Consider the following 19,189-nt stretch of genomic DNA (forward strand, 5'->3'; position numbering starts at 1 on the left):
CGGGGGCATGTCCGACGAGTTGGAACCCCTGCGCCGCGACGTCCTGCGAGCATCCGATGTCGACCGCAACCGCGTCGTGGAGATGCTCTCCGAGGCGCTGGGCCTCGGCCAGATCACGCTCCCCGAGTACGAGGAGCGCTCCCAACAGGCGGTGGCGGCGCGCACCTTCGCCGACCTCGACCGGCTCGTCGTGGATCTGCCCGCCGTGCAGCACCCGTCGACGACCGCGACGCCCGCGTACCGCGCACCGTCGACCGCGCCCGCGGGCGTGCCGCGCATGGGCGAGACGAAGTGGGCCGTGATGTCGGAGACCAAGGTCCGCGGGCCGGTCGCCGTGGGGCCCGAGCACACCGCGATCGGGTTCTGGGGCGGCGTCTCGCTCGATCTGCGGGAGGCGACGTTCCTCGTCGGCGATGTGACGCTGAACGCCTACGCGGTGATGGGCGGCGTGAAGATCATCCTGCCGCGCGGCGCCAACGTGCACGTGGAGGGCGTGGGCGTGATGGGCGCGTTCGAGCACAAGAACCCGCAGACGGGCGACCCCACCGGACCACGGATCGTGGTGAAGGGCTTCGCCTTCTGGGGCGGCGTGGAGGTGCTGATCAAGTGACTACCGGCGCACGCGGTTGCCCAGGTAGTCGCTGACCACCGCCGCGCCGAGCCCGTCGAGATCGGGCGAGACGAGCCGCCCGCCCACGCGCCGCACCACCGCGGTGAGGAAGCGGGTCAGGCCCGGGTCGTCACCCAGCTGGAAGACGGTGATCTGCGCGCCCTGCGCGGCGACGGCGTCCAGGCCGCGCACCGTCATCGCGAGGGTCCGCGGGTGCGGCGGGTAGTCGAAGAAGGGCTCGCCGTTGCGTTCCAGGTGGGCCGTCGGCTCACCGTCGGTGACCACGAGCAGTACCGGCTGCGCGTTCGGGTGGGCCCGGAAGTGCTGCTGCGCCAACTGCAGTGCGTGGTGCAGGTTGGTGCCCTGTTCGTACGCACCGTCCAGCCCGGTCAGTTCGCCGACGCTGAGCGTGCGCGCGTACCGGCCGAAGCCGATGAGCGCGAGGTCGTCCCCACGGAAGCGGGTCGAGATCAGTTGGTGCAGAGCGAGAGCGGTCCGCTTCATCGGCAGCCAGCGCCCCTCCATCACCATGGAGAAGCTGGTGTCCACGAGCAGCGCGACCGCCGCGCGGCTGCGCGCCTCGGTCTCGGTGACCTCGATGTCCTTGGCGTCCAGCGTGACCGGGCCCGATTGGCCGGAGGCGGCCTGGCGCAGTACGCCGTTGAGCACGGTGCGGGTGGCGTCCCACGGCTCGGTGTCGCCGAACCGCCACTCCCGGCTCGCGCCGGTGGCCTCGCCGGTGGCGCCGGCGCGGGCGGTGTTCCGCTCCCCGCCGCGCGCGGTCAGACGGTGCGCGACGTCTCGTAGGATCGACTGGCCCAGTTGCCGGATCGCCTTGGGCGACAGGCGCAGCGCGCCGTCGGGGTCCCGCGAGAAGTAGCCCTGGTCCTTGAGCGCCTTCTCCAGCTCGGCGAGCGTCCGGGCGTCGGCGACGGCCTCGTCGCCGAGCTGCCGCTGCAGCGCCTCGAGGTCGATGTCGTCGAGCGAGGCACCGTTGTGCTGCTGGCTCAGCTGCTCCGCGAGGGACTCCAGGTCGGCGATGTCCTGCATCGCCTGCGTCGCGTCTCCCAACCCCATCCCGGAATCGCCCTCGAACTCCTGGCCGCCGTACCAGTCCTCGCCGGGGCGGGCGTCCATGAGCTTGCCGGTGAGGTCGCTGAGCGCCTGGGAGAGCTGTGGCGAGCCGAAGGCGGCCTGCGACAGCTCCTCCAGCTCGGCGCGCTGCTCCGGGGTGAGGCTGTTGTAGAGCCGCTGCGCCGCCGCGGACCGGCGGGCAAGCGCGTCGATCAACTCGTCGATGGTGCGCGGGTTCTCGGGGAAGTAGTCGCCGTGTTCGGCCATGAAGGCGTCGAAGTCGTCCTGCGTGGCCGTGCCGGCGTTGTGCTTGTCCAGCAGGGCGTTCAGGTCGTCGAGCATCTTCTGGATGGCCGCGCGGTCCTCGTCGGTCGCGCCCTCGAGGGCCTGCTTGATCCCCGCGAACTGCTGATCGAGGAGTTCTCGGCCGAGCAGGTCCCGGATCTGTTCGTACTTCTGCGCGGCCTCGGGCGAGCGCCACGAGTAGTCGCCCAGCTCACGCACCGCCTGCGCCGCGGACGGCGGCAGGTTGGAGATCCGCATCTCCTGGAACCGGGCATCGTCGTCGAGGGCCCGCGCGAGCTCCTTGCGCTCCGCGAGCACGGCCTCGTCGAGCAGCTTCTGCACGTCCTCGAAGGTCTTGCCGAGATTGTTGCGCTGCAACAGCTCCTGCCGCCGGCGGTTCGCCAGCTCCGCGAGCTTGTCCAGGCCACGGCGGTTCTCGCCGCCGCGGCGCAGGTACTCCTGCAGGGCGCGGCGCGGGGAGACGCCGCTCATCACGTCGCGGCCGATCTCGTCGAGCGCGTCGCGCAGGTCCACCGGCGGGGCCAGCGGATCGGGCCCGCCGGTGTAGCGGCGGTACCGGGCGAGGTGCCCGCGCCGTCCCTGCCGGTCGCGTCGCGTGCGCGCGCGCCTATCCGCCATAGACGGTCTGCCCCTCGTCGTCGGACTCCTTGCCGATACGGCGGGCCAGGTACAGCCCCTCGAGCGCGAACTCGGCGGCCGCGGCCCGCTCCCCCGGCGACTCGGCGTCGAGCCGGCGGTAGACCTCGGCGAGCACCGGCACCTCGGGCAGGTTCGCCAGCAGTTCGTCGGCGGTCACGTCGTCCCCGGTGACGATGGGCCCGCCGGCCTCGATGGCCTCGACGAGCGGCCCGAGATCGACGCCCAAGAGGTACTCGCCGATCGTCTCGGCCGTCGCGCGGCGCAGCAGGTGCGCGAGCGTCGCGATCTCGCGCCCCTCCTCGCCGGCCTCGAACTCGACCTTGCCGCGCAGCACGTCGGGCACCGTCATCAGGTCGACGGGCCGCGCGACGGGCAGGTCCTCGCCGCCCACGGCCGCGCGGTGCAGCGCCGCCGCGGCGATGGTCTCCTGCGCCGCGATGGCGAACCGGGCGGAGACGCCGGAGCGCTGGTCGACGGCGGGCGACTCGCGCAGCTCACGGGTGAAGCGGGCCAGCACCTCGGTGAGGTACTGCGGCACGGAGGCGACGACGTCGGCCTCCTGCTCGATGACCGCGACCTCGTCCTCGAGATCGAGCGGGTAGTGCGTGCGGATCTCGGCGCCGAAGCGGTCCTTGAGCGGGGTGATGATGCGGCCGCGGTTGGTGTAGTCCTCGGGGTTGGCGCTCGCGAGGAGCAGCACGTCGAGCGGGAGGCGCAGCGTGTAGCCGCGCACCTGGATGTCGCGCTCCTCCATCACGTTGAGCATGGCGACCTGGATGCGTTCGGCCAGGTCGGGCAGCTCGTTGACGGCGACGATGCCGCGGTGCGCCCGCGGGATGAGGCCGAAGTGGATGGTCTCGGGATCGCCCAGGCTGCGACCCTGCGCGACCTTGACGGGGTCGACGTCGCCGACCAGGTCGCCGACGGAGGTGTCCGGCGTCGCGAGCTTCTCGGAGTAGCGCTCGTCGCGGTGGCGCCACGCGACCGGCAGGTCGTCGCCCAGTTCCTGCGCGCGACGGATCGAGGCGGGGGTGATCGGGTGGTACGGGTGCTCGCCGAGCTCGGCACCGTCGATCACGGGGGTCCACTCGTCGAGCAGGCCGACGATGGTGCGGATCAGCCGCGTCTTGCCCTGCCCGCGCTCGCCGAGCAGCACCACGTCGTGGCCGGCCAGGAGGGCGCGTTCGAGCTGCGGGATGACGGTGTCGTCGAAGCCCTGGATGCCGGCCCAGGGGTCGGTGTCGGCGCGCAGCGCGGCGAGCAGATTGTTGCGGAGTTCGTCCTTGATCCCCCGGTACACGTGGCCGGAGGCCTTGAGTTCGCCGAGCGTCGCGGGGAGCTCGGCGGGCGTGTCAGTGCGTACATCAGCGCGTGCGGTGCTCACGGAAGACAACGCTACGCCGATCCGCGGCCACCGCCCCAGTGAGTACGCCCGCAGCGAAACCGGGAATAGGCGGTGGCTACTGCTTCTTGGACCCGGGCAGGATGCCCGCGTCGATCACGGCCTTGCTCAGCGGGCGCATCCGGTCGAGGAGACCCGCCGCGGCGTCGTCGAACGCGGCGCCGCTCACGGCGTCGGTGCCGGCCTCGATCTCGTCGTAGAGGGCCATGCCCTCGGGCGTCAGACGGTGCTCCTCCGGTTCGCCCTCGACGAGGCCGCGCGCGGTGAGCCGGGCGACGGCCTCGCCCCACTGCTCCTCGCTCCAGCCCCGCGTGATGCGGAAGAAGCGGCGGCCCATGACGCGGCGGCGGACCGTCGGGTCCGGGAGGTCCGCCTCGTGGAAGACGCCCGCTTCGAGGCCCGTGAGGCCGTGGCCGATGAGCTCGGCGAGGTGATTGTCGCCGCGCCATTCGCGCAGCACGGAGATGTGCCGCCACAGCGCGAGGGCGGGCGCGTCGGGTACGGGCGACGCGGCCCACGCGGAGGCCAGCGCACGACCCGCGAGGGGCAGGCCGTCGACGACGGCGCCGAAGCCGTGCGCGAGTGCCTCGATCTCGGCGGGGTCGATGCCGGCGAGGATGGTGCCGTACTGCTCGGCGAGCATGGCGTAGCGGCGGTCGTCGATCTCGGCGAGCCCCGTCCGGAGCGCCTGCGTCCAGCCGTTCTCGATGACGGTGGGCGAGAAGTTGTAGAACGCCGCAGTGACCACGGCGGCGTTGGCCTCGCCCATCGGCGCGGCGCGGGCGCCGACGTAGAACGCGTGCTGGTCGATCCCGAGGTCGCGGCAGGCGTCCCGGATGCCGGGGTTGAAGTACGCGACGACGTGGAAGGGTTCGACGGTCTCGTAGGCGCGACGGGCGAGGGCGGCGGTCTCCGACATGCCTTCACCTTGTCAGGGCGGGCGCCCGCTGTCGACGCTGGGCTACTTGTAGAAGCCCTCCCGCAGGTTGATGCCGTGCTCGACCCACGCCTTCATGGCGGCGAGCATGCCGGTCCAGCCCATGCAGTTGCCGAAGGCGCCCTTGGCGCCGTCCTCGGTCGGGGTCCACGCCGACTCCGTGATCGTGACGAGGGTGCGGGTGTCGTCGTCGACGGGGGCGAACTCGAAGGTCGTGGTGGTGTGGCCGTCGCCGGCGACGGCGTTCTCCGCCTCCCAGCGGATCACGATCTTCGAGTGCGGCGTCGCCTCGATCACCTGCACCGGGAAGGCGCCGGGGAAATCGGCGAAGTCCCAGGTGACCTCGGTGTTCGGCTCCAGCCGGCCGCGCGCGCCGCCGGTGGTGAAGTACTTGGACAGCTGCTCCGGGTCGGCGACGGCCTCGTAGACCTGCGCGGTGGGGCGCGCCACGTAACCGGAGACGGTGAAGGAGAGATCGTTGAGTTCGGACATGTGATAAAACTACAACATGTCTTCGGGAGGCCGCAAGAGCGATCGCAAGGACGCACCCGCTTCCACGGCGGAGGATGCGGATGACGCGGTGTTCAAGGCGCTCGCCAACGCCACGCGCCGGCGCATGCTGGACGTGCTCAAGGAGTCGCCGCGCACCACCGGCGACCTGTGCGCGCAGTTCCCCGACCTCGACCGCACCACCGTGCTGCAACACCTGCGGGTCCTCGAACGCGCGGAGCTGGTGATCGGCCGCAAGGTCGGCCGCGAGCGTCACCTCACGCTGGCACCCGTCCCCATCAAACGCATCCACGACCGCTGGATCGGCGAGTACGCCCGCGCCGCCGTCACCCTCCTCGACGACCTCACCCGCGACTGACCCCGGCCCGGCGGGCGGGTGGCGGCCGCACAGGGGACTCGGCCACCGCAGGTCACACCCCGTGCGCCCCACACACCACATTGCGCCGCGACTGCGGCTGTTCTCAATCGAAAACGTCGGGCGAGGCGGCGACGGTCTGCTCCCACAGCGGACGGAACTGGAACCACCCGGCGACGTCGCTGCCGACCTGCGAGTGGGTCAGCCGCGCGGTCGCGGGATCGATCTCGTGCGGCTTCCCGGCGGCCATGGCGAGCAGCTGGGCCTGGCAGGAGCGCTCCATCGTCACGAACCACCAGGCCGCGGACGACACCGAGCCGCCGACGGTGATGAGCCCATGATTCTTGAGGATCGCGGCCTTGTAGTCGCCGATCGCCGCGGCGACCCGCTTGCCCTCGACGGTCTCGTTGACCACGCCCGCGTAGTCGTCGTAGACGCCGTGGTCCTCGTAGAAGGCGCAGGCGTCCTGCGTGAGCGGTGCCAGCGGGATGCCCAGCGACGAGAAGGACTTGCCGTGCACCGAGTGCGCGTGCGCCGCGGCCACGGCGTCGGCTCGCGCGTCGTGCACCTGCGCGTGAATGACGAACGCGGCCCGGTTCACCGGCCGCCGCCCGTGCACGACGACACCGTTGTGATCCACACAGATCAGGTCGGAGACGCGGATCTGGTTGAAGCTCATGCCGAACGGGTTCACCCAGAACAGGCCCGGATCCTCCGGGTCGCGGGCGGTGATGTGCCCGGCGACGCCCTCGGAGAAGCCGAGCCGCCCGAAGACGCGGAAGGCCACGGCGAGGTCGCGCTTGCGCTGCTCGCGCTCCTCCTCCACCGACAATCCCATGGGCGGCAGTGGCAGGTCGGCGTTCTCGGGCATCGGCCCGACGGCGGCCTCGAGCAGCGGTAGGTATTCGGCGGGCACCTGCATCGACATCTCCTCCGTGTGATCGTCGCGAGCGCGACGAGAGGGCGGAAACGGCGAACGCCCCCGGGGGGCGATGATGTCACCCCGGAGGCGTTCGCGACGCGCCGATCAGTGGAAGAAGTGCCGAGTCCCGGTGAAGTACATCGTCACGCCGGCCTCGGCGGCCGCCTCGACGACCTCCTTGTCGCGGATGGAGCCGCCGGGCTGCACGATGGCCTTGACGCCCGCGTCGATCAGGATCTGCGGGCCGTCGGGGAACGGGAAGAAGGCGTCGGACGCGGCGACCGAGCCCAGCACACGGTCACCCGCGCGGGTCACGGCGAGTTGCGCCGAATCGACCCGGTTGACCTGCCCCATGCCCACGCCCACGGAGGCGCCGCGGGAGGCCAGCAGGATCGCGTTCGACTTCACGGCACGGCAGGCGCGCCAGGCGAACTCGAGGTCGGCGAGGGTGGCCTCATCGGCCGGGTCGCCCGCGGCCAGCGTCCACTCGGCGGGGTCGTCCCCGCCGGCGTCGATCGCGTCGGACTGCTGCACGAGCAGGCCGCCGGTGATCTGCTTGATCTCGGTGCTCAGCACCGGCGGCTCGGCCAGCAGCACGCGGATGTTCTTCTTGCGCTGCAGCACCGCCAGCGCACCGTCGGCGTACGCGGGGGCGATGATCACCTCGGTGAAGATCTCCGAGACCTGCTCGGCCATCTCCAGGCTGACCTCGCGATTGGCGGCGATCACGCCGCCGTAGGCGGAGACCGGATCGCAGGCGTGAGCCTTGCGGTGGGCCTGCGCGACGTCCTTGCCGATCGCGATGCCGCACGGGTTGGCGTGCTTGATGATCGCGACGGCCGGCTCGTTGAAGTCGTGGGCGGCGCGCCACGCGGCGTCGCCGTCGGTGTAGTTGTTGTAGCTCATCTCCTTGCCGTGCAGCTGCTGCGCCTGCGCCAGCCCGGACTTCTCGCCGCCCACGTACAGGGCCGCACCCTGGTGCGGGTTCTCGCCGTAGCGGAGCACGGCCTCACGGGTCCAGGTGCCGCCCATCCACGACGGGAACGTCTGCTCGGGCTCGGGGGCCACGACGTTGGTCATGTACGAGGCGACGGCCACGTCGTAGTCGGCGGTGTGCCGGAAGGCCTTCGCGGCGAACGCCTTGCGCTGCTCCAGCGAGAATCCGAGGCGGGCGTTGTCGATCACGTCGCCGTAGTCGTCGGGCGAGACCACGACGGTCACCGACGGGTGGTTCTTGGCGGCGGCGCGCACCATGGACGGCCCGCCGATGTCGATCTGCTCGATGCACTCGTCCTCGGAGGCGCCGGAGGCCACGGTGTCGGTGAACGGGTAGAGGTTCACCACGACGAGCTCGAACTTCTTCACGTCCAGCTCCCGCAGCTGCGCGAGGTGCTCGGGCACGCGGGTGTCGGCGAGGATGCCGGCGTGGATCTTGGGGTGCAGGGTCTTGACGCGACCGTCGAGGCACTCCGGGAAGCCGGTGACGTCCTCGACGCGGGTGACGGCGACGCCGGCGTCGGCGATGGTGCGCGCGGTCGAGCCGGTCGAGACGATCTCGACGCCCGCCTGGGCCAGGCCGGTGGCCAGCTCCACCAGGCCCGACTTGTCGTACACGCTGATGAGCGCGCGTTTGATCGGGATGTTGCTGCTCATGGAATGGTGACCTTTCGTCCATCCGTGCTGTAGCCCTGGCGGGCGACTGCGGCGACGACCTCTGTCAGAAGTCGGCGCTCAACGACCTTGATCCGTTCGTGCAGGGTCTCCTCGGTGTCCCCCGGCTGCACCGCGACCGCCTCCTGCGCGAGGATCGGTCCGGTGTCGAGCCCCGCGTCCACGAGGTGCACGGTGGAGCCGGTGAGCTTGACTCCGTGCTCGAGGGCGGCGGGAACGGCGTGGGCGCCCGGGAAGGCGGGCAGCAGCGCGGGGTGCGCGTTGATGACGCGGCCGCCGAACGCGGCGAGGAACGCGGGGCCGAGGATCTTCATGAAGCCGGCCGCGACCACGAGGTGCGGCTCCAGCTCCGCGACGGCGGCGGTGAGCGCCTCGTCCCAGGCGGCACGGTCCTCGTAGGCCCGGACGGGAACCTCGGCCGACTCGACGCCGGCGCCCGCGGCGATCTCCAGCGCGCGGCAGCTCCGGTCCGCGACGACGCCGACCACCGACCCGGGGTAGGTTGGTTCCGCCGCCGCAGCGAGCAGCGCCTCGAGCAGCGAACCGGTGCCGGACGCCAGCACGACGATCCGGGCGGGCGCGCACGGCGGCACGACCGTGGGGCTGGGCGTGGTCAGGATGCACTCCATCGCAGAGGGACGATTCGGCAACAGCCTAGCGCCGGTCCCGCGCGCTACTGCCCGAAGGTGTAGCTGTCGAGTTCCTCGATGTCTGCTATGTCGCGCTCGCGCTTGCTGGCGGCGGGCCCGACCGCCTGCCGCGAGGCCGGCCGCACCTCCTCGGTGGGCTGGTCGGCGAGGGCATCGAAGTCGCCGGTGTCGGCCGCCTCGTCCTCGGTTGCGCGCTGGTCGTCGTGGGCCTCGCGGTCCGCGGGCTCGATCTCCACCGTCACGCCGTCGTCGATCACGTCCGCCTCGTCGGCGTAGGTGGTGTAGCCCGACGGTGCCTCCTCGGCGGCCCGGCGCGCGGCGCGCACGGCCCGGGACTCGCCCGCCTGCTGCAGCACCAGCGCCGCGAGCACACCGACGAGGCCGACCCAGCCGAGGGTGAAGCCGAAGACCTGCAACAGGTCGGCGCCGGCGTAGCCGAACCCGCCGAGCTCGCCGCCGGCCACGAACGCCGCGGCGGCGAAGCCCGTCGCGGTCAGCACCGCGGTCGCGGCGACGGCGGTCACCGTCGGCCCGAGGTCGAGGGAGCGGGCGGCGCACCGTCGACCCACCTGGACCGCCACGACGGCGGGCACCGCGAGCAGAAGCAGCAGGTACCAGGGCGACGGCCCCTGCGGCAGAACCGCGAGGATCGGTACGCCCGGCGCGCGGCCCGGGACGGCGGAGAAGACGCTCAGGGAGATGGGGCCGAGGTCCACGGTCGCGCCGAGCGGCAGCGCGGCGGCGGCGATCACCGCGTTGGGCAGGTACAGCAGCGAGAGCACGACCAGCGAGACCATGCCGACGCCGTCGTTGCCGGAGCGGACCAGCTCGAAGACGGTCTCCCAGCGGATCACGAGGCGGACCACGACGATGACGAGGCCCGCGGCGCCGAAGGTGAGCAGCGCCCGGCCGGCGAGGCGGGCGCAGTCGTCCACCCAGCCGGGGATGCGGAGGAACCGGGCGGCGTCGCGCCAGTAGGCGGGCGCGAGGCCGAGGAGCGCCGCACCCAAGTGCACCGCGACGGTGGCGACGAAGGCGGTGAGCGGCGGCGGCGTGCCGATGGTGTACCGCCCGGCGGCGTCGTTGACGACGGCCAGCGCGATGGCGGTGAACAGGGCGGGGCCGGCGATGGCGCACAGCAGGACGGAGCGCAGATCGGCGAGCGCGCGGCCCTCGCCGCCGGCGCGCCGCGCGGCCCGGGCGACGCCGAGAACCAGGGCGACGGTCGGGATCAGGGGCAGCACGCCGAGGGTGATGTCACTGATGGTGACCGGCACCTGGTGCACGGCCAGCCACAGCCCGGCGACGGTCGGGACGATCGCCCCCAGCCCCGTCGACGTGGTGAGCAGGACCCCCAGCCCCACCACCAGGGTGGTCGCGAGGGTCACGAGCGACGGCCCGAAGGCCATCACGAACAGCGGCCGGGTCTCGCTCGGGCCCGGCCCGGCGGCGCGCGCTGAGTCGATCATCTTCACCACTGTGACATCGCAGTGGTCGATGTTGTCTCAGGCGCGCCGCAGGCGGGGACTACTGGCCCTGCGGCTTGTTCTCGTCGTCCGACGAGTGCGAGCCGTGCTGCGGGGTCGACGGGGAGCCGAAGGCCTGCGTGCTGGCCGTGGAGGCCTGGCCGAAGGCGGTGGTCACCTCGTCGCCCGAGGCGGAGGCGCCGGGGTTCGACGGTGCGCCCGACGGGAAGCCCGCGCTCGGAGCTGCGGGGGTCGACGGGGTCGACGACGGAGCCTGGTAGCCCGACGAGGCCGGAGCCTGGTAGCCGCCGTAGGACGGCCACTGCGACTGGCCCTGCGCCTGCGGCGCCTGCTGCTCCTGCTGGACCGGGGCCGCGGACGGGGCGGCCGGGTTCGACGGCGCGGACTGCGCCTCAGCGGCGGCCGGAGTGGCGGTCGCGGCGGCGTCCGCGGGCGCGGTGTCCGCGGCGGCCGGGTTCTTCACGATGCCCGCGTCGACGAGCACCAGCACGACCGCGGCGGCCGCGGTGAACAGCGAGAAGACCAGCGCGATCCAGTAGCCGTAGGCCAGGTTCTCCCAGGAGAAGATGCCGACGAGGAAGCCGAGGAAGCCGGCGACGGCGAGTGCCGCGGCCGGCGTACGGCCGGTCGAGCCCTTCGAGATCAGGCTGAGACCCGCTGCGATGCCCGCTGCAAGGAGCAGCACGAGGAGCGGCTCGGTCGGGCTCTCGAGGCCGGATGCGGACGCGCTGGCCGAGAACGACCCCGCCGACACCGTCCGCTCGAAGAAGTTGAGGAAGCCCAGGAGGAAAGTGATGACACCCAGCGCGGCGGTGGCGATGGACAGCACGAGCGCCAGGTCGAGCGGCTTCGACGGTGCGGCCGGCGCCTGCTGGTAGCCGCCGTACTGCTGGCCGTAGCCCTGCTGCGGGTAGCCCTGGCCGAAGCCCTGCTGACCGTAGCCCTGCTGGGAGTAATCGGGCTGCTGGCCGTAGCCCTGCTGCGCGGGCTGGCCCTGCGGCGCGGGCTGGCCGTAGCCGCCCTGCTGAGCCGGCTGGCCGTAGCCGCCATGCTGGCCCGGCTGACCGAAGCCCTGCTGGCCGTAGCCCTGCTGCGAGTAGTCCGGCTGCCCGTAGCCCCCCTGGCCCGGCTGCTGCCCGTACCCTCCACCTGAGTAGGTCATGATCCTTCTCCCCGACGGTCGACGCGGCTCCGCACGGAGCCAGTACGCCACCACCCTATACACGCTGTCCGACGGCAACCCGATTCAGCTCATCGAGTGTGCTGGTCCACGACGGTCAGCAGCGCCCGGGCCGCGGGGCTCAGCAGCATGGAGTGCACCAGCAGCTGGGAGCGGGTGGGGCCGTCGACGAGGGGGACCACGGCGAGCCCGGCACCGTCGGGCACCGTCTCCCGCGCGGCCGTCCCGACGCACAGCCCGGCGGCGATGAGTTCGAGCATGGTCTCGGAGCGGTCCACCTCGAAGGCGACGGTGCGCCGGACGCCCGCGCGCTCGAAGGCCTGGTCGGATTCGGCGCGGCCGGCGCCGCCGGCGGGGTAGTCGGCGAACGGGCGATCGGCGGTCGCGGCGAGGGTGAGCGGACCGTCGACCCGCTCGGCCTCGGGGACGACGAGCACGAGGTGGTCGACGGCGAGCCGTCGGGCGACGACGCCGGCGGTGGAGAAGCCGTCGGGCACGCCGAGAAGGGCCAGGTCGACTGTGCCGGTACGCACGTCCTCGATGAGGTCCTCGCTGGGGCCGCTGCGCAGCCGGACCGTGGCGTCGGGATAGGCGGCGCGGTACGTGCGCAGGACGTCGACCACGTCGAAGGCGGTGAACGTGGGGATCATCCCGACGGTCACGGTGCCGCGGACCCCGCCGAGGGTCGCGGCGACCTCGTCGGCGGCGCGCTCGGTGGCGGCGAGTGCGGCCCGGGCGTGCGGGAGGAAGGCCTCGCCGGCCCTCGTGAGCCGGACGGAGCGGTTGGTGCGATCGAACAGGCGCGCGCCGAGTTCCTTCTCGAGCGCTGCGATGCGATGGCTGAGCGCGGACTGCACGACGTGGCATCGTTCGGCGGCGCGGGTGAAGTTCAGCGTCTCGGACACCGCGATCACGTACCGCAGCTGCGCAGCTCCATCGACCATCTCCTAGAGAGATCATTTCATCGAAATCATACGTTGGACGCATGATGCGCTAGCGGCGACAGTGGAAGCATGACCACCACGACCACGCCGCACACCGCCGCGGCCGCGCCCGGCCTGCTCCGCCTCATGGCCCTCGCGACGGGGCTGTCGGTGGCCGGGAACTACCTGGCGCATCCGATCCTGGGCCTGCTGCAGGACCGGCTCGGGATGTCCGAGACCGCGGCCGGGATGCTGGTCACCGCCGCGCAGGCGGGGTACGCGGTCGGCCTGCTCCTGCTGGTGCCGATGGCCGACGCGGTGCGGCGCCGCCCGCTGGCGCTGGCGTTGCTGCTCGTCACGGCGGCAGCGCTGGTGCTCGCGGGCGCCGCTCCGTCGGGCGGGGTGCTGCTGGCCGCGGCGACCGTCGCCGCGATCACGTCGGTCGGTGCCCAGGTGATCGTGCCGTACGCGGCGGAGTTGGCGGGACCGGAGCATCAGGCCCGCGCGGTCGGCATCGTGATGAGCGGTTTGGTGCTGGGCACCGTCGTGAGCCGGTTCCTGTCCGGCGTGCTGTCCGACCTCGCCGGCTGGCGCGCCCCGTACCTCGTCCTCGCGGCGCTCCTGGTCGCCGTCGCCGCGGCCCTGTCCCGCGCGCTCCCCCGGCACGATCCGGGCCGGCCGGGCCTGACCCCGGCGGGCTACCGCGCGCTGCTGGTCTCGATGGCCGGGCTCGTGCGCGAACTACCGGTGTTGCGCCTGCGCGCGGTGCTGATCGGCCTCGCGCTCGGTTCGTTCATGGTGCAGGGCGCCGCCGTGACCTTCCTGCTGGCCGGCCCGCGCTACGGGTGGACGCCCGCGTCGATCGGCGCGATCGGGCTCCTCGGTGCGGTCGGCGCACTCTCGGGCCCGACGATCGGGAAGTTCGTCGACCGCGGCCACGGCGCCGTGCTCACCGCGGGCGGACTGGGCCTGCAGGCCGCGGCGTGGCTGCTCATGATCCCGGCCGGCGGCGGGATCGGCCTGCCCGCGCTGATCGTGGGGCTGGCGCTCATGGGCATCGGCCAGCAGGCGGCTCTGAACTCGTCGCAGGCGGTGGTCTTCTCGCTGCGGCCGGAGGCGCGCGGACGGATCAACGCGGTCTTCATGGGCACGTTCTTCCTCGGCGGCACACTGGGTTCCGCGGCGACCGCCGCGCTGTGGCCGCTCGCCGGTTGGACCGGCGCGTGCCTGTTGGGCGCGGGCCTCGCCGCCGCGGCGCTGGTCCTGTACCTCGCCTTCCGCCGGGTCGGGGTAGCGGCGGCACCCGCTGACGTGTGCGCCTGAGCGGCGCGGCTCCCCCCGGACGCGCCGGGCCGGCGCCGCCGGAAGGCACAGCTGCGCGCCTACCCGGGATACGGGACGACCCCGCCTCCCGGACGGGAGGCGGGGTCGTGGACCGAATACGCTGCGGTTACAGCGACTGCAGGATCTCGCGGGCGAGAGCGGCGGTCTCGGACGGGGTCTTGCCCACCTTGACGCCGGCGGCCTCGAGGGCCTCCTTCTTCGCGGCGGCCGTACCCGAGGAGCCGGAGACGATGGCGCCGGCGTGGCCCATGGTCTTGCCCTCGGGAGCGGTGAAGCCGGCCACGTAGCCCACGACGGGCTTGGTGACGTTGGCCTGGATGTACGCCGCGGCGCGCTCCTCGGCGTCGCCGCCGATCTCGCCGATCATGACGATGAGCTTGGTGTTCGGGTCCTTCTCGAACGCCTCGATGGCGTCGATGTGGGTGGTGCCGATCACCGGGTCGCCGCCGATGCCGATGGCGGTGGAGAAGCCGAAATCGCGCAGCTCGTACATCATCTGGTAGGTCAGCGTGCCCGACTTCGACACGAGGCCGACGGGGCCGGTGCCGGTGATGTTGGCCGGGGTGATGCCGACGAGGGCCTCGCCCGGGGTGATGATGCCGGGGCAGTTCGGGCCGATGATGCGGGTCTTGTTGCCCTTCTCCACGTTGTAGGCCCAGGCGTACGCCGAGTCCTGCACCGGGATGCCCTCGGTGATGACCACCAGGAGCGGGATCTCGGCGTCGATGGCCTCGACGATGGCGTCCTTGGAGAACGCCGGCGGAACGAACGCGATCGACGTGTCGGCGCCGGTCTTCTCCATGGCCTCGGCGACGGAGCCGAAGACGGGGAGCTCGATGTCGTTGCCGTCCTTGTCGACGTGCTTGACGGTGGTGCCCGCCTTGCGCGCGTTCACGCCGCCCACGACGTTGGTGCCGGCCTTGAGCATCAGCGCGGTGTGCTTGGTGCCCTCGCCGCCGGTGATGCCCTGGACGATGACCTTGTTGTCCTTGGTCAGGAAGATAGCCATTTTTCTGTTGTCTCCCTTACTTGTTCGCCAGCTCGGCGGCCTTGTCGGCGCCTTCGTCCATGGTCTCCGCGAGCGTCACCAGCGGGTGGTTCGCGGCGGCCAGGATCGCCCGGCCCTCCTCGACCTTGTTGCCGTCGAGGCGCACGACGAGCGGCTTGGAGGCCGTGTCGCCCAGCGTGTTCAGGGCGCCGACGATGCCGTTGGCCACGGCGTCGCACGCCGTGATGCCACCGAAGACGTTGACGAAGACGCTCTTGACCTGCTCGTCGCCGAGGATGACGTCGAGGCCGGCGGCCATGACCTCGGCCGAGGCGCCGCCGCCGATGTCGAGGAAGTTGGCGGGCTTGACGCCGCCGTGGTTCTCGCCGGCGTAGGCGACCACGTCGAGGGTCGACATGACGAGGCCCGCACCGTTGCCGATGACGCCGACCTGGCCGTCGAGCTTGACGTAGTTGAGGTCGTTCTCCTTGGCCTTGAGCTCGAGCGGGTCGGTGGACCCGGCGTCGGCGAAGGCCTCGTGATCGGGGTGGCGGAAGTCGGCGTTGTCGTCCAGCGAGACCTTGCCGTCCAGCGCGAGGATCTGGTCGTCCGGCGTGCGGACGAGCGGGTTGACCTCGACCAGGGTGGCGTCCTCCTTGACGAACACCTCCCACAGCTTGGCGATGGTCACGGCCGCGGCGTCGAGCACCTCGGCGGGCAGCTTGCCGGCCTCGGCGATCTGGCGCGCGAAGGCCACGTCGACGCCCTTGGTCGCGTCGACGGCGATCTTCGCCAGCGCGTCCGGGTTCTCCTCGGCGGTGACCTCGATCTCCACGCCGCCCTCGACCGAGCACATGGCCAGGTAGGTGCGGTTCGCGCGGTCGAGCAGGAAGGAGATGTAGTACTCCTCGGCGATGTCGCTCGCCTCGGCCACCAGCAGCTTCTTGACGACGTGACCCTTGATGTCCAGGCCCAGGATGGCCTCGGCGTTGGCCTGCGCCGCATCGGCGTCGGCGGAGTACTTCACGCCGCCGGCCTTGCCGCGGCCACCCACCTTGACCTGCGCCTTGACCATCACCGGCTTGCCGATTTCCTCGGCGATCGCGCGGGCGTCGGCGACATTGTCCGTCACGCGGCCGGCCGAGGTAGGCACGCCGTGCTTGACGAACAGTTCCTTCGCTTGGTATTCGAAGAGATCCATCAGCTCACCATCTGTCTGGTTACTCGGTCCACCCGCAGTCTTCACGGGTCCGGAGTCGACTCTATGCCTCCGCGAATCCGCTCGGGCGCCGACCCTTGTTCAATGACGTATCTCACTTGACCTGCGGTTATCAGTCTTCGCAACCTACCCGTCGGTAAGTTTTGGGATCCGCCCAGGCAATCGGCCCCGCGCGGCGCTTCAGGCGACGGCAAGCACCGGTTAAGGCCCGCCGCCGATGCTCTCCTCAGTCCCACTGAAGGAGAACCACACCCATGAAGCGCACTTCCCGCCCCGCCCTCATCGCGGCCTCGGCTGCCGTCGCGCTGAGCGTCGTGCTCACCGGCTGCGCCGACAAGGGCACGCCGTCGAACGGCTCGGACACGCCCGCCGCGTCCGCCTCCGCCGCGGACGCCTCCGCCCTGCTGTCCTCGGCCGCCGAGGCCTCGAAGAAGGTCACGACCACCCACTTCACCGTCGCCGTGGCAGGCAAGGTGCCCAACCTCCCCGTCACCAAGGTCGACGGTGACCTCCAGGTCAAGCCCGTCACGCAGGCGACCGGCACCGCGACGATCGACATCGGCGGCACCTCCGAGGGCAGGTTCACCTACGTCGACGGGAAGATGTACGCCGCGATCCTCGGCGACAAGTACGTCGACTACGGCGACGGCGCCTCGATCTACGACGTCTCCGCGCTCTTCGACGAGAAGCGCGGCATCCCGAACATCCTCACGAAGGTCACCGGCGCGAAGGCCGCGGGCACCGAGACGATCGACGGCCAGGAGACCACCAAGATCACCGGCACCGTGCCCGCCACCGAGATCGCGGCGATCTCCGGTTCGCGCGTCGACCCGGACAAGAGCGTCCCGGTCCCCACCACCCTGTGGGTCCAGAACTCCGGGGACAAGCAGCTCGTCCGCATCGAGGTCAAGCCCTCCACCGAGGGCACCATCACGCTCACCTTCTCGAAGTGGGGCGAGAAGGTCACGGTCACCAAGCCGAACGTGACCCCGATCGAGGCCACCGACAAGCCCGAGGCCGGCGAGTCACTGCCGCGCTGATCACCCACCACCGTTTCCCCATCTCTCCCCCGAGAGCCCTGAGAAAGGCACCACCATGAAGACGCTCACCCGGAAGGCGTTCGTCGCCGCCGTCGCCACCGCGAGTGTCGCGGGCGGCATCCAGGTCGCCGTGGCGGCCCCCGCCGCGAACGCGGCGGTCAACTTCGGCGCCATCGCCGTCGCCAGCAACGGCGCGTCGGGCCGGTCGTGGGACTACCCGTCCCGCGCCGCCGCCGAGCGCGCCGCCCTGAACTCGTGCGGCTGGGGCAGCTGCCGGGTCCTCGCCTCCTTCGCGAACGGCTGCGGCGCCGTCGCGGAGACCCGTACCCGCTTCCAGGGCGGCACCGGCCGCTCCCTCTACGCAGCGCAGCGCAGCGCGACCTCACTCGCCGGCGGCGGGACCATCAAGGTCTGGCAGTGCACGTCCGGCCACCTCTGACCAGGTCCGGTAGCGCAGGGCGGCACCGTCGATGCCCGACGGTGCCGCCTCTGCCGTTCTCGGTACGCTCGCGGAAGTGGCGCCGACGCCGACCTGCAGCGGCAGGCGCGCGTGTACTCGACGATGGCCGGCCTGTGCCGGGAACTGAGTCGGTGCACCGGAATGACGGTGAGGGCCTTCACCGACCGCCGCTCCTGGATCACCGACTACCCGGACACCTTCTCCGGCTACGGCAGCGCCAACCTCCTGGACCGGGACTACCGTCCCAAGCCCGCCTGGGAGGCGCTGCGCGCCGCCTTCCGCTGACCGGGCCTACCCCGCGCGGCGCAGGATGAGGTAGCCGGCCGCGGTGACCTGTTTGACGCGCGCGATCTGGGTGTCCAGATATTCCGCTACGTAACGGCCACTGCTCACGTAGCAGGTGTATCTGGCTTCCATGTCGATGAGCCCTCTGACCTTGTACGAGCGGCACTTCGCGGCGGGAAGCCCGTCGATCGTGAACTCGGTCGACTCCTCCTCCTTGCTCAGCAGGTTACTCGCCCCCTGCACGAAGCGTTTGGCCGCCGACGCGTCCCGTGCGCGGTGGACGACATTCCTTCCCATGCCGGTCAGATCGATCCCGGCTTCCTCGAACAGGCGCGCCGAGGCGATGGGGTCGGTGTCCCAGTGGAGCAGTGCGCTTCCCTCCCGGAATCCGTAGTCGAGGGTCATCGTGCCCTGTTCCAGCGCCTCCGGGGCGACCGTGCGGCTGACGATCCCGTCCTTGTCCGCGGGCAGGGCCGCGACGCGGTCCGCCCCGGGGGAGTCGAAGCCGGCCAGCAGGTCCCGCTGGCGGTCCGCGGCGGAGACCGCCTGGTCGCGCGCCTTGACCGGGTCGACCGCCTTGGTGTTGATCACGATGAGATGCGACCCGGCGATCGCGTGAACCCGGTAGCCGGTGGTCGTCGCGGAGCCGCGCGGGGCGAACCTGGTCACGACGATGTCCGACCGGTCGCCGATCTTCTCGGCCGCGGCGCCCACACGCGTCCGGTGATCGTCCAGCGCTCCCCGGGCCGCGGCGTCGTCCGCCATCCGGAGCACCGCCGAGGACAGGCCGTCCCACTCCCCGGCGGCGTTATTGGTCCGGCCCGATACGAATCCGTACAGCAGGCCCCGCCTGCCGATCGCGGCGCCGTCCGCATCGTCGACCGTGTCCGACAGGTTGGACGCCTGGGCGACGGCGCGGACGCCGAACGACCGGAGCTCGACGTAGGCCGGATCGATGTCCCAGGCGTACAGCGTCTTCTCGGCCAGGACGTTCGACGCCAGGACCTTCTGCTGGGCCTCCGAGGTCTCCGGTGTCCGGGTCCTGGTGGAGATTCCACCGGTGTCCAGCGCGACCGCCGGTTCACTCGGATCCGGCACGGCGGTGCCTGCGACCGTCGTGCTGCAGCCCGCTGCCAGGGCGGCGGTCATCGCGATCGACAGCGCCGTGCGACTGCGTCGGCCCATGG

The 19,189-nt window shown here is 71.7% G+C and carries 19 protein-coding genes; 6 read left to right on the forward strand and 13 right to left on the reverse strand.

Features of this window, described 5'->3' with window-relative positions; genetic code table 11:
* Positions 1 to 7 precede the first annotated feature (7 nt).
* Positions 8 to 610: a DUF1707 SHOCT-like domain-containing protein gene (locus ELY19_RS03145; protein ID WP_126194903.1), complete on the forward strand. Its 603-nt coding sequence runs from the start codon at positions 8 to 10 to the stop codon at positions 608 to 610.
* On the opposite strand, the gene ELY19_RS03150 is transcribed toward ELY19_RS03145, so the two are convergent.
* From ELY19_RS03150 to ELY19_RS03165, 4 genes are all read right to left on the reverse strand, one after another.
* On the reverse strand, positions 611 to 2,608 hold the full coding sequence (locus ELY19_RS03150) for a vWA domain-containing protein (protein WP_126194904.1): 1,998 nt from the start codon (positions 2,606 to 2,608) through the stop codon (positions 611 to 613).
* Positions 2,598 to 4,013: a sigma 54-interacting transcriptional regulator gene (locus ELY19_RS03155; RefSeq protein WP_126194905.1), complete on the reverse strand. Its 1,416-nt coding sequence runs from the start codon at positions 4,011 to 4,013 to the stop codon at positions 2,598 to 2,600. Before ELY19_RS03155 ends, ELY19_RS03150 begins: the two co-directional genes overlap by 11 nt.
* Positions 4,014 to 4,089: 76 nt before the next feature.
* Positions 4,090 to 4,950 carry an SCO6745 family protein gene (locus ELY19_RS03160; RefSeq protein ID WP_126194906.1) on the reverse strand — a complete coding sequence of 287 codons (861 nt, stop codon included), beginning with the start codon at positions 4,948 to 4,950 and terminating at the stop codon, positions 4,090 to 4,092.
* Between the two features lie 42 nt (positions 4,951 to 4,992).
* Positions 4,993 to 5,460: an SRPBCC domain-containing protein gene (locus ELY19_RS03165; RefSeq protein WP_126194907.1), complete on the reverse strand. Its 468-nt coding sequence runs from the start codon at positions 5,458 to 5,460 to the stop codon at positions 4,993 to 4,995.
* 16 nt (positions 5,461 to 5,476) lie between these two features.
* Here ELY19_RS03165 and ELY19_RS03170 point away from each other — a divergent pair, with 16 nt between their 5' ends.
* Positions 5,477 to 5,836 carry an ArsR/SmtB family transcription factor gene (locus ELY19_RS03170; protein WP_126194908.1) on the forward strand — a complete coding sequence of 120 codons (360 nt, stop codon included), beginning with the start codon at positions 5,477 to 5,479 and terminating at the stop codon, positions 5,834 to 5,836.
* A gap of 103 nt (positions 5,837 to 5,939) precedes the next feature.
* Here the strand turns inward: ELY19_RS03170 and ELY19_RS03175 are convergent, their stop codons facing one another.
* The 6 genes from ELY19_RS03175 to ELY19_RS03200 all read right to left on the reverse strand — a co-directional run bounded on the left by ELY19_RS03175 (position 5,940) and on the right by ELY19_RS03200 (position 12,687).
* Positions 5,940 to 6,704: a class II aldolase/adducin family protein gene (locus tag ELY19_RS03175; RefSeq protein WP_126198669.1), complete on the reverse strand. Its 765-nt coding sequence runs from the start codon at positions 6,702 to 6,704 to the stop codon at positions 5,940 to 5,942.
* 156 nt (positions 6,705 to 6,860) lie between these two features.
* Entirely contained in the window at positions 6,861 to 8,408 is a 1,548-nt protein-coding gene (gene purH, locus ELY19_RS03180) for a bifunctional phosphoribosylaminoimidazolecarboxamide formyltransferase/IMP cyclohydrolase (RefSeq protein WP_126194909.1), read from the reverse strand.
* Positions 8,405 to 9,055, reverse strand: a complete 651-nt coding sequence (gene purN, locus ELY19_RS03185) for a phosphoribosylglycinamide formyltransferase (RefSeq protein WP_126194910.1) — start codon at positions 9,053 to 9,055, stop codon at positions 8,405 to 8,407. Before purN ends, purH begins: the two co-directional genes overlap by 4 nt.
* 44 nt (positions 9,056 to 9,099) lie before the next feature.
* Complete coding sequence (locus tag ELY19_RS03190; RefSeq protein ID WP_126194911.1) at positions 9,100 to 10,545, reverse strand: cell division protein PerM; 1,446 nt, start codon at positions 10,543 to 10,545, stop codon at positions 9,100 to 9,102.
* Between the two features lie 58 nt (positions 10,546 to 10,603).
* On the reverse strand, positions 10,604 to 11,725 hold the full coding sequence (locus ELY19_RS03195) for a DUF5336 domain-containing protein (protein ID WP_126194912.1): 1,122 nt from the start codon (positions 11,723 to 11,725) through the stop codon (positions 10,604 to 10,606).
* A gap of 89 nt (positions 11,726 to 11,814) precedes the next feature.
* Positions 11,815 to 12,687, reverse strand: a complete 873-nt coding sequence (locus ELY19_RS03200; protein WP_126194913.1) for a LysR family transcriptional regulator — start codon at positions 12,685 to 12,687, stop codon at positions 11,815 to 11,817.
* A gap of 69 nt (positions 12,688 to 12,756) precedes the next feature.
* Here ELY19_RS03200 and ELY19_RS03205 point away from each other — a divergent pair, with 69 nt between their 5' ends.
* Positions 12,757 to 13,989 (forward strand): MFS transporter, encoded by a 1,233-nt coding sequence (locus ELY19_RS03205; RefSeq protein WP_126194914.1) that lies wholly within the window; start codon positions 12,757 to 12,759, stop codon positions 13,987 to 13,989.
* A gap of 127 nt (positions 13,990 to 14,116) precedes the next feature.
* Here the strand turns inward: ELY19_RS03205 and sucD are convergent, their stop codons facing one another.
* Together sucD and sucC are read right to left on the reverse strand one after the other, a co-directional pair.
* Positions 14,117 to 15,019, reverse strand: a complete 903-nt coding sequence (gene sucD / locus ELY19_RS03210; RefSeq protein ID WP_126194915.1) for a succinate--CoA ligase subunit alpha — start codon at positions 15,017 to 15,019, stop codon at positions 14,117 to 14,119.
* 16 nt (positions 15,020 to 15,035) lie between these two features.
* Positions 15,036 to 16,199 (reverse strand): ADP-forming succinate--CoA ligase subunit beta, encoded by a 1,164-nt coding sequence (gene sucC / locus ELY19_RS03215; protein WP_126194916.1) that lies wholly within the window; start codon positions 16,197 to 16,199, stop codon positions 15,036 to 15,038.
* Positions 16,200 to 16,471: 272 nt separating this feature from the next.
* Here sucC and ELY19_RS03220 point away from each other — a divergent pair, with 272 nt between their 5' ends.
* The 3 genes from ELY19_RS03220 (at position 16,472) to ELY19_RS03230 (ending at position 18,002) form a co-directional block, all read left to right on the forward strand.
* Positions 16,472 to 17,257 carry an LppX_LprAFG lipoprotein gene (locus ELY19_RS03220; protein ID WP_126194917.1) on the forward strand — a complete coding sequence of 262 codons (786 nt, stop codon included), beginning with the start codon at positions 16,472 to 16,474 and terminating at the stop codon, positions 17,255 to 17,257.
* Positions 17,258 to 17,312: 55 nt separating this feature from the next.
* Positions 17,313 to 17,696 (forward strand): DUF4189 domain-containing protein, encoded by a 384-nt coding sequence (locus tag ELY19_RS03225; RefSeq protein WP_126194918.1) that lies wholly within the window; start codon positions 17,313 to 17,315, stop codon positions 17,694 to 17,696.
* 123 nt (positions 17,697 to 17,819) lie between these two features.
* Entirely contained in the window at positions 17,820 to 18,002 is a 183-nt protein-coding gene (locus ELY19_RS03230) for an endo-1,4-beta-xylanase (RefSeq protein WP_126198670.1), read from the forward strand.
* A gap of 6 nt (positions 18,003 to 18,008) precedes the next feature.
* On the opposite strand, the gene ELY19_RS03235 is transcribed toward ELY19_RS03230, so the two are convergent.
* On the reverse strand, positions 18,009 to 19,187 hold the full coding sequence (locus tag ELY19_RS03235) for a DUF7373 family lipoprotein (RefSeq protein ID WP_126194919.1): 1,179 nt from the start codon (positions 19,185 to 19,187) through the stop codon (positions 18,009 to 18,011).
* Positions 19,188 to 19,189 lie beyond the last annotated feature (2 nt).

The sequence above is a fragment of the Tsukamurella paurometabola genome (assembly GCF_900631615.1).
Classification (GTDB): Bacteria; Actinomycetota; Actinomycetes; order Mycobacteriales; family Mycobacteriaceae; genus Tsukamurella; species Tsukamurella paurometabola_A.